Consider the following 7,875-nt stretch of genomic DNA (forward strand, 5'->3'; position numbering starts at 1 on the left):
GTCGCTTTCGCCAATCTCGAGCGTTGCAAGACGGCCGGCAACGCCGAAGCTGCCAATCTCCCTTCTTGTGGGGGAGATGTCCGGCAGGACAGAGGGGGACGCCGTAGAGCGCGGCACCGAAGACTTGGCTCTCCTATCGGCGTTACGCCATGACCCGCGCTGTCATCCTGCTTCGCCGCCGTCTCGTCGGCAGCATCTTCGTGCTGCTGATTGTCGTCATCGGCACCTTCCTGTTACTCGAAGCCGCTCCCGGCGACGCGGTTGATGCCTACATCGTCTCGACCGGCGGCGACGCCGGCATGATCGAGCTGTTGCGTCACCGCTGGGGTCTCGACCAGACGGAGCTGACGCGGCTCGCCAATTATCTTTGGGCGCTGCTGCATCTCGATCTCGGCCAATCGGTGACCTTTTCGCGGCCGATCCGCGACGTCATCCTGGAGCGCCTGCCCAACACGCTGCTGTTGATGGGCAGCGCCACCGCGCTCTCCTTCGGTCTCGGCTCGGCGCTCGGCATCTATGCCGGCGCCAGGCCCGGCAGTTTTCGCGATCGCTTTCTGTCCATCGGTTCGCTGGCGCTCTATGCCGTGCCGGGCTTCTGGCTTGGGCTGGTGCTGATCATCGTCTTTGCCGTCGACCTGCGATGGTTTCCGATCGGCGGGATCGAGAGTATCGCCTCGGCCCGGACCGGCCTCGATCGCGCCGCCGATATCGCCCGCCATCTCGTCCTGCCGGTTTCGGCGCTCGGCTTCATCTATCTCGCGCTCTATCTGCGCATGATGCGCGCCGGCATGGCCGAGGTCTGGCGACAGGATTTTGTGCTGGCCGCCCGCGCCAGAGGACTTTCCCGCCGCCGCATCGTGCTCGCTCACGTCGCCCGCAATGCGCTGTTGCCGCTGGTCACCATGCTTGGCCTGCAGTCCGCGCAAATGTTGGGCGGCAGCGTCGTTATCGAAAGCGTCTTTTCCGTGCCAGGCCTTGGCCGGCTGGCGCAGGAAGCGGTGGCGGCACGCGACACGCCGTTGCTGCTCGGTATCATTCTCATCAGTTCCGTCCTGGTCGTCATCATCAACCTTCTCGTCGACATCGCCTACGCCTTCCTCGATCCGCGCGTCGGGGCCAGTGAGGCCGGCGCGTGAGCCCGCTTCGCCGCTTTCTTCGGACCCCGGAAGCGATCGCCGGCGCGGTCATCCTGACGGCGCTGTCTGCCGTGGCGCTTGCCGCACCTTTGTTCTTTCCGAGCGATCCGCAGGCCATTGCCGGGCCGGCATTGCTGTCGCCGTTCCAGGACTGGTCGCTGCCACTCGGCACCGACCGTCTCGGCCGTGACGTGCTGGCCGAGCTTTTCCATGGCGCCCGCACCTCGCTGGCGGTCGGCCTGGCAGCAGCAGCCACCGCGCTTGCCGTCGGCGCCGTAATCGGCACGTTGGCCGGTTTTGCCGGCGGCCTTGTCGACGAGGTGCTGATGCGCATCACCGACGCTTTCCAGACCGTCCCAGCCTTCCTGCTGGCTTTGGCTTTCGTCAGCATTGTCGGGCCGTCGCTCGGCGTCGTGGTCGCTGCGATCGCGCTGGGCGCCTGGACCGGACCGGCACGCGTGGCGCGGGCCGAAGTGCTGTCGATCCGCGAGCGCGATTTTGTTGCCGGCGCCCGCGTCATCGGCATGCATCCGCTGGAGATCGCCCTTCGCGAGGTGCTGCCCAACGCGCTGCCGCCGGTACTGGCGTTGTCGTCGGTGATCGTCGCCGCGGCTATTCTCACCGAAGCGGCATTGTCTTTTCTCGGCCTCGGCGACCCCAACCGCGTTACCTGGGGCGGCATGATCGCCGAAGGCCGCGCCGTGCTGCGCACCGCGCCCTTCCTCTCGATCGTTCCGGGAATAGCACTCGTACTGACCGTGCTCGGCGTCTATCTCGCCGGCGAAGGCGTCGTCGAGACGACATCGGTGAGGAGGAGCCTGTCGTGACGGCGCTTGCTTCGATCCGCAATCTGACGGTGACGTATCGCCGCGACGGCGCCGAGGTGGCGGCGCTGAAGCATATCAGCTTCGATGTCGCCGCTGGCGAGCGCCTCGCCATCATCGGCGAGAGCGGCTCGGGCAAGAGCACGTTGGCGCTGGCGATTGCTGGGCTGCTGCCGGCCACTGCCAAGATCAGCGGAGCGATCGAGTGGCAGATGACGGAATTTCGATCGTCTCATTCGAAAGACCGTCAATCTTTCCTTGTTCTCAATAGCCTTCCTCTCGGAGGCCGCGATATCGGCTTCGTTTTCCAGGACCCATCCGCCAGTCTCGATCCGGTCATGCCAATCGGCAAGCAGATCGCGGAAGTCGCGCGCACCCATCTCGGACTTGACTGGCGACACGCCTATGCCAGAGCAAAAACCTTGCTCGAACGGGTCCGTCTGCCCGACCCCGATGCCGCTCTGCGCGCCTTTCCACATCCGGCGGCCAGAAGCAGCGCGTGGCGATCGCCGCCGCGATCGCGGCCGGGCCGAAACTGCTGATAGCCGACGAGGCGACCAGTGCACTGGACACCATCGTGCAGGCCGAAATCGTCGGGCTGATCCGGCGACTGGTGTCAGAGGACGGCATGACGCTGCTGTTCATCAGCCACGACATTGCGCTGGCCGCTGAGCTTGCACAGCGCATCGCGGTGTTCCAGCATGGCGAGCTGCTCGAGCTAGGTGCGACGGCGCAGGTGATCAGTGCGCCGCGTCACGCGTACACAAGGGCGCTGCTCGACGCCAATCTCGGTCTCGACGCCGAGCCGCTGCTGCAGCGAACATGACCAGTCCGCTGCTCGCCGTTTCCGGCCTGACCAAACGATACAGTAGCGGCGGCAAGATCATCGCCGCGGCCGACGATGTTTCCTTCCACATCGAGCATGGCGAGACGCTGGCGCTGGCCGGACCTTCCGGCAGCGGCAAATCGACGATCGCTCGGCTCATACTGCGGCTCATCGAAGCCGATGCTGGCCGAATCGAGTTTGAAGGCAGTGATTTCCTGTCGTTGAACGGCGCTGCGTTGCGCGACCGGCGCGCTCGTCTGCAGATGGTGTTTCAGGATCCGCTCGCTGCCCTGAACCCACGCGCCACGGTGGCGCGTGTGCTCGACGACCCCTTGCGCATCCATCACATCGCCTCTCGCGCCGAACGCCCGCGCCGTATCGCCGCTCTGCTGGAACGCGTCGGCCTCAGCCCCGGTCTCGCCGGCCGCGCCATTCACGAAATCTCCGGCGGCCAGCGCCAGCGCGTTGCAATCGCCCGCGCCATCGCCACGAAACCGTCGCTGGTCGTGCTCGACGAGGCGGTGTCGGCGCTCGACGTTTCGGTGCGCGCGCAGATCCTGCGGCTGCTGCTTGACCTTCAACGCGAGGAGCGCATCGCCTATCTGTTCATTTCGCACGATCTCGGCGTCGTCCGTGCCATCGCCCACCGCATCGCCATTCTGGACGGCGGGCGGATTGCCGAGAGCGGCGATGCCCGCACCGTCATCGACGCGCCGCAATCCGCGATCGGCAAGGCGCTGGTGGCGGCAGCGCCAAGACTGTCGAGGATCGAACGGGACGCATCATGACCGACGCCGAAGCCCGAGCCGAAAAATTGTCACGCGAACTCGATTCCGCCTTCCGCAACCGCGCCGATCTCTATCGTCTGTTGCTCGACGAACTGACCGCGGAAGTTGGCGCGGAAAAAGCCGAGGCGATCATGATCCGCACCATTGAACGGCGAGGCAGGGAGATTGCGGCGGCGGCCTTCGCCGATTTCGGCCCCAACGACGCACCGGCGATCGGCGAGGCGTTCCTGGCCGTCAGCCCGGATGGCGGTCGCATGTATCCGACCGACGTCGAACGCGGTCCGGACCGCATTGCCTTCAAGGTCAGGCGCTGCCCGCTGAAGGACGCCTGGGTCGAAGCCGGCGTCGACGACGAGAAACTCGCCACGCTTTGCCGCATCGCCGGCGCCTTCGATCGCGGCCTGTTCGAGGCCACCGGGGTACGCTTCGACAATGTCACCTGGACACCGGGCCACGGTTCCGGCTGCTGCCACATCGCTTTAACCAACCGGGATGCCGGTTAGACTAGAGCTGCAACTCGAGCCATGTCGGCGAAGACGTAGAGTTCCGTTCCGTTGGGCAGCACGGAGCCAACAAAAACTCCCGGCCGCATAAGGCCACGGCAATCAAATCAATCCGAGATTTGTCGGATTGCGGCATCCTTGTTCGTCTTCTGTAGGGGAGTTCCTGGAGGTGAATTATGAGCGCATTGCTGGTGGTCAAAACGCGACGCAAAGGCAAAAACCTTACGCAGAGCGTGCTGATCCCAACCGAGAAAATGGTCGCTGACGAGCTCCGGGCTGCACGACCTGGCCACTTGTCGGACCTTGGAGAGCTACGACGTACGCTCGCGGCAAAATACGGAGCAGACGCCTGCTGCCCGGTGACTGTGCGGCGGCACTTGGTGCATATCAGTCAAGACGGCAGCGCGCCCTTTTGGCGCGTCGTAAATCCCGATCGGCCATTCGCCCGACGTATGCGAGGTGGATCGGAGCACATACGCAAAGAATTGGCCGCGGAATGCTAAGTGTCCTGTCGCCGTACTTCAGTGCATACGAAAACGGCCCGCACAAGGCGGGCCGTTTTCGTATTTTGGTTGCGGGGACAGGATTTGAACCTGTGACCTTCAGGTTATGAGCCTGACGAGCTACCGGGCTGCTCCACCCCGCGTCAACCCTAAAGGTAAGCCTTGGCTCACCGGATTCAAGCTTCCGCCAAATGAAAGGGCCGCTTGCGCGGCCCGGAGTCCCGTTGGCGGGCCTGTTTGTAAGGAGAAGATTAAACAACGTGCGCTTGGCAGACCTGGCAGCGACCTACTCTCCCGCGTCTTGAGACGAAGTACCATCAGCGCTGGAGCGTTTCACGGCCGAGTTCGGAATGGGATCGGGTGCAGCCGCTCCGCCATAACCACCAGGTCGGCAAAACGCACGTTGCTCGAGAAGCTGTTTTCTGTGCCATCCATCTCGGCGCAATCCAAGGATTGTCGCCAGAAATGGGCATTAGGAATGAGAACGATCAAGCCGATCGAACTATTAGTACCGGTAAGCTTCAAGCGTTGCCGCTCTTCCACACCCGGCCTATCAACGTGGTCGTCTTCCACGGTTCTCAGGGAATACTCGTTTTAAGGTGGGTTTCCCGCTTAGATGCCTTCAGCGGTTATCCCGTCCGGATATAGCTACCCTGCTATGCGGCTGGCGCCACAACAGGTCCACCAGAGATCCGTCCATCCCGGTCCTCTCGTACTAGGGACAGATCCTTTCAATATTCCTACACCCACGGCAGATAGGGACCGAACTGTCTCACGACGTTCTGAACCCAACTCACGTACCGCTTTAAATGGCGAACAGCCATACCCTTGGGACCTGCTCCAGCCCCAGGATGCGATGAGTCGACATCGAGGTGCCAAACAACCCCGTCGATATGGACTCTTGGGGGTCATCAGCCTGTTATCCCCGGCGTACCTTTTATCCGTTGAGCGATGGCCCTTCCACGCGGGACCACCGGATCACTATGACCGACTTTCGTCTCTGCTCGACTTGTCAGTCTCGCAGTCAGGCAGGCTTATGCCATTGCACTCAGCGAACGATTTCCGACCGTTCTGAGCCCACCATCGCGCGCCTCCGTTACTCTTTAGGAGGCGACCGCCCCAGTCAAACTACCCACCATACATTGTCCCGGACCCGGATAACGGACCGCGGTTAGACATCCATAGTGATAAGGGTGGTATTTCAAGGGTGGCTCCACCTGAGCTGGCGCCCAGGTTTCAAAGCCTACCACCTATCCTACACATGCCACTACGAATGCCAATGTAAAGCTATAGTAAAGGTGCACGGGGTCTTTCCGTCTAACCGCAGGAACCCCGCATCTTCACGGGGAATTCAATTTCACTGAGTCTATGCTGGAGACAGCGGGGAAGTCGTTACGCCATTCGTGCAGGTCGGAACTTACCCGACAAGGAATTTCGCTACCTTAGGACCGTTATAGTTACGGCCGCCGTTTACTGGGGCTTCGATTCAGAGCTTGCACCCCTCCTCTTAACCTTCCAGCACCGGGCAGGCGTCAGACCCTATACGTCGTCTTGCGACTTCGCAGAGCCCTGTGTTTTTGATAAACAGTCGCTACCCCCTGGTCTGTGCCACCCTCCCATGCTTGCGCATGAAAGGGTCACGCTTCTTCCGAAGTTACGCGTGCAATTTGCCGAGTTCCTTCAGCATAGTTCTCTCAAGCGCCTTGGTATACTCTACCAGTCCACCAGTGTCGGTTTCGGGTACGGTCTATAAGGAGGAGCTATTTCCTGGAACCACGCAGCAGCCCTTTCAATCCGATAAGATTGGACTACCTCAATGATCCGTCACTTCCTCCAGGCCCACGAATATTAACGTGGTTCCCATCGTCTACGCATTTCTGCCTCGACTTAGGGGCCGGCTAACCCTGCTCAGATTAGCTTTAAGCAGGAACCCTTGGACTTTCGGCGGGGGAGTCTCTCACTCCCCTTACGTTACTCATGTCAGCATTCGCACTTCTGATACCTCCACCATCCCTCACGGGTATGGCTTCATCAGCTTACAGAACGCTCCGCTACCGCTTGCATTGCTGCAAACCCTAAGCTTCGGTGTATGGCTTTAGCCCCGTTACATTTTCGGCGCAAAGACCCTTATTTAGACCAGTGAGCTGTTACGCTTTCTTTAAATGATGGCTGCTTCTAAGCCAACATCCTGGTTGTTTTGGGATCCTCACATCCTTTCCCACTTAGCCATAACTTGGGGACCTTAGCTGTAGGTCAGGGTTGTTTCCCTTTTCACGACGGACGTTAGCACCCGCCGTGTGTCTGCCGACTATTACTCCCAGGTATTCGGAGTTTGGTTAGGTTTGGTAATCCGGTGAGGACCCCTAGCCCATCCAGTGCTCTACCCCCTGGGGTATTCGGTCGACGCTCTACCTAAATAGATTTCGCGGAGAACCAGCTATTTCCGAGTTTGATTGGCCTTTCACCCCTAGCCACAAGTCATCCCGAACTATTGCAACAGTTATGGGTTCGGTCCTCCAGTAAGTGTTACCTTACCTTCAACCTGCTCATGGCTAGATCACTCGGTTTCGGGTCTAATGCGACGAACTGAACGCCCTGTTCAGACTCGCTTTCGCTGCGCCTACACCTATCGGTTTAAGCTTGCTCGTCACACTAAGTCGCTGACCCATTATACAAAAGGTACGTGGTGACCCAGGACGAACCTTGGGCTCCCACTGTTTGTAGGCAATCGGTTTCAGGTACTATTTCACTCCCCTTGTCGGGGTGCTTTTCACCTTTCCCTCACGGTACTAGTTCGCTATCGGTCATGCACGAGTACTTAGGCTTGGAGGGTGGTCCCCCCAATTTCAGACAGGATTTCACGTGTCCCGCCTTACTCGAGGACGATGATTTGCATTACGCGTACGGGGCTGTCACCCACTATGGCCCTACTTTCCAGAAGGTTCCGCTTGTCTCATCATCGCCACTGGCCTGGTCCGGGTTCGCTCGCCACTACTTCCGGAGTCTCGGTTGATGTCCTTTCCTACGGGTACTTAGATGTTTCAGTTCCCCGCGTTCGCCACTTTACCCCTATTTTATTCAGGGTAAGTTCCCTATTATCGATACTTGGAAACCACAGCAGCAAGTTGCCCTGCTGCTCTGATTTTCCAAGTACCTTAGGTGGGTTTCCCCATTCGGAAATCTACGGATCAAAGGGTATTCGCACCTCCCCGTAGCTTATCGCAGCGTATCACGTCCTTCATCGCCTGTGCATGCCAAGGCATCCACCAATTGCCCTTAAGACACTTGATCGTTC

Annotated in this window: 4 protein-coding genes, 1 tRNA gene, 2 rRNA genes and 1 pseudogene; 5 read left to right on the forward strand and 3 right to left on the reverse strand. The window is 60.2% G+C overall.

Going from position 1 to position 7,875, the window contains the following annotated elements:
* Positions 1 to 149: 149 nt before the first annotated feature.
* The 5 genes and pseudogenes from NKH50_RS09010 (at position 150) to NKH50_RS09030 (ending at position 4,077) form a co-directional block, all read left to right on the forward strand.
* Complete coding sequence (locus NKH50_RS09010) at positions 150 to 1,136, forward strand: ABC transporter permease (RefSeq protein WP_352650691.1); 987 nt, start codon at positions 150 to 152, stop codon at positions 1,134 to 1,136.
* A complete protein-coding gene (locus NKH50_RS09015; protein ID WP_352878055.1) occupies positions 1,133 to 1,963 on the forward strand; it encodes an ABC transporter permease in 831 nt (276 codons plus the stop codon). Before NKH50_RS09010 ends, NKH50_RS09015 begins: the two co-directional genes overlap by 4 nt.
* A pseudogene (locus tag NKH50_RS09020) lies at positions 1,960 to 2,786 on the forward strand (ABC transporter ATP-binding protein). The gene NKH50_RS09015 and the pseudogene NKH50_RS09020 overlap by 4 nt, the downstream one beginning before the upstream one ends.
* On the forward strand, positions 2,783 to 3,574 hold the full coding sequence (locus tag NKH50_RS09025; protein ID WP_352878057.1) for an ATP-binding cassette domain-containing protein: 792 nt from the start codon (positions 2,783 to 2,785) through the stop codon (positions 3,572 to 3,574). Before NKH50_RS09020 ends, NKH50_RS09025 begins: the two are co-directional and overlap by 4 nt.
* Complete coding sequence (locus NKH50_RS09030) at positions 3,571 to 4,077, forward strand: L-2-amino-thiazoline-4-carboxylic acid hydrolase (protein WP_352878059.1); 507 nt, start codon at positions 3,571 to 3,573, stop codon at positions 4,075 to 4,077. The genes NKH50_RS09025 and NKH50_RS09030 overlap by 4 nt, the downstream gene beginning before the upstream one ends.
* 569 nt (positions 4,078 to 4,646) lie before the next feature.
* Here NKH50_RS09030 and NKH50_RS09035 read toward each other — a convergent pair.
* The 3 genes from NKH50_RS09035 to NKH50_RS09045 form a co-directional block, all read right to left on the reverse strand.
* Positions 4,647 to 4,723, reverse strand: a tRNA-Met gene (locus NKH50_RS09035).
* Between the two features lie 130 nt (positions 4,724 to 4,853).
* A 5S ribosomal RNA gene (rrf, locus tag NKH50_RS09040) occupies positions 4,854 to 4,968 on the reverse strand.
* Between the two features lie 96 nt (positions 4,969 to 5,064).
* Positions 5,065 to 7,871: ribosomal RNA gene (locus NKH50_RS09045) — 23S ribosomal RNA — on the reverse strand.
* Positions 7,872 to 7,875 lie beyond the last annotated feature (4 nt).

Source organism: Mesorhizobium sp. M1027 (assembly GCF_040318745.1).
In the GTDB taxonomy this organism is placed as follows: Bacteria; Pseudomonadota; Alphaproteobacteria; order Rhizobiales; family Rhizobiaceae; genus Mesorhizobium.

Excerpts from the sequence above, each read along its gene's own strand:
- NKH50_RS09010 (WP_352650691.1), top strand. The coding sequence starts at position 150 with ATGACCCGCGCTGTCATCCTGCTTCGCCGCCGTCTCGTCGGCAGCATC.
- NKH50_RS09025 (WP_352878057.1), top strand. The coding sequence starts at position 2,783 with ATGACCAGTCCGCTGCTCGCCGTTTCCGGCCTGACCAAACGATACAGT.
- NKH50_RS09030 (WP_352878059.1), top strand. The coding sequence starts at position 3,571 with ATGACCGACGCCGAAGCCCGAGCCGAAAAATTGTCACGCGAACTCGAT.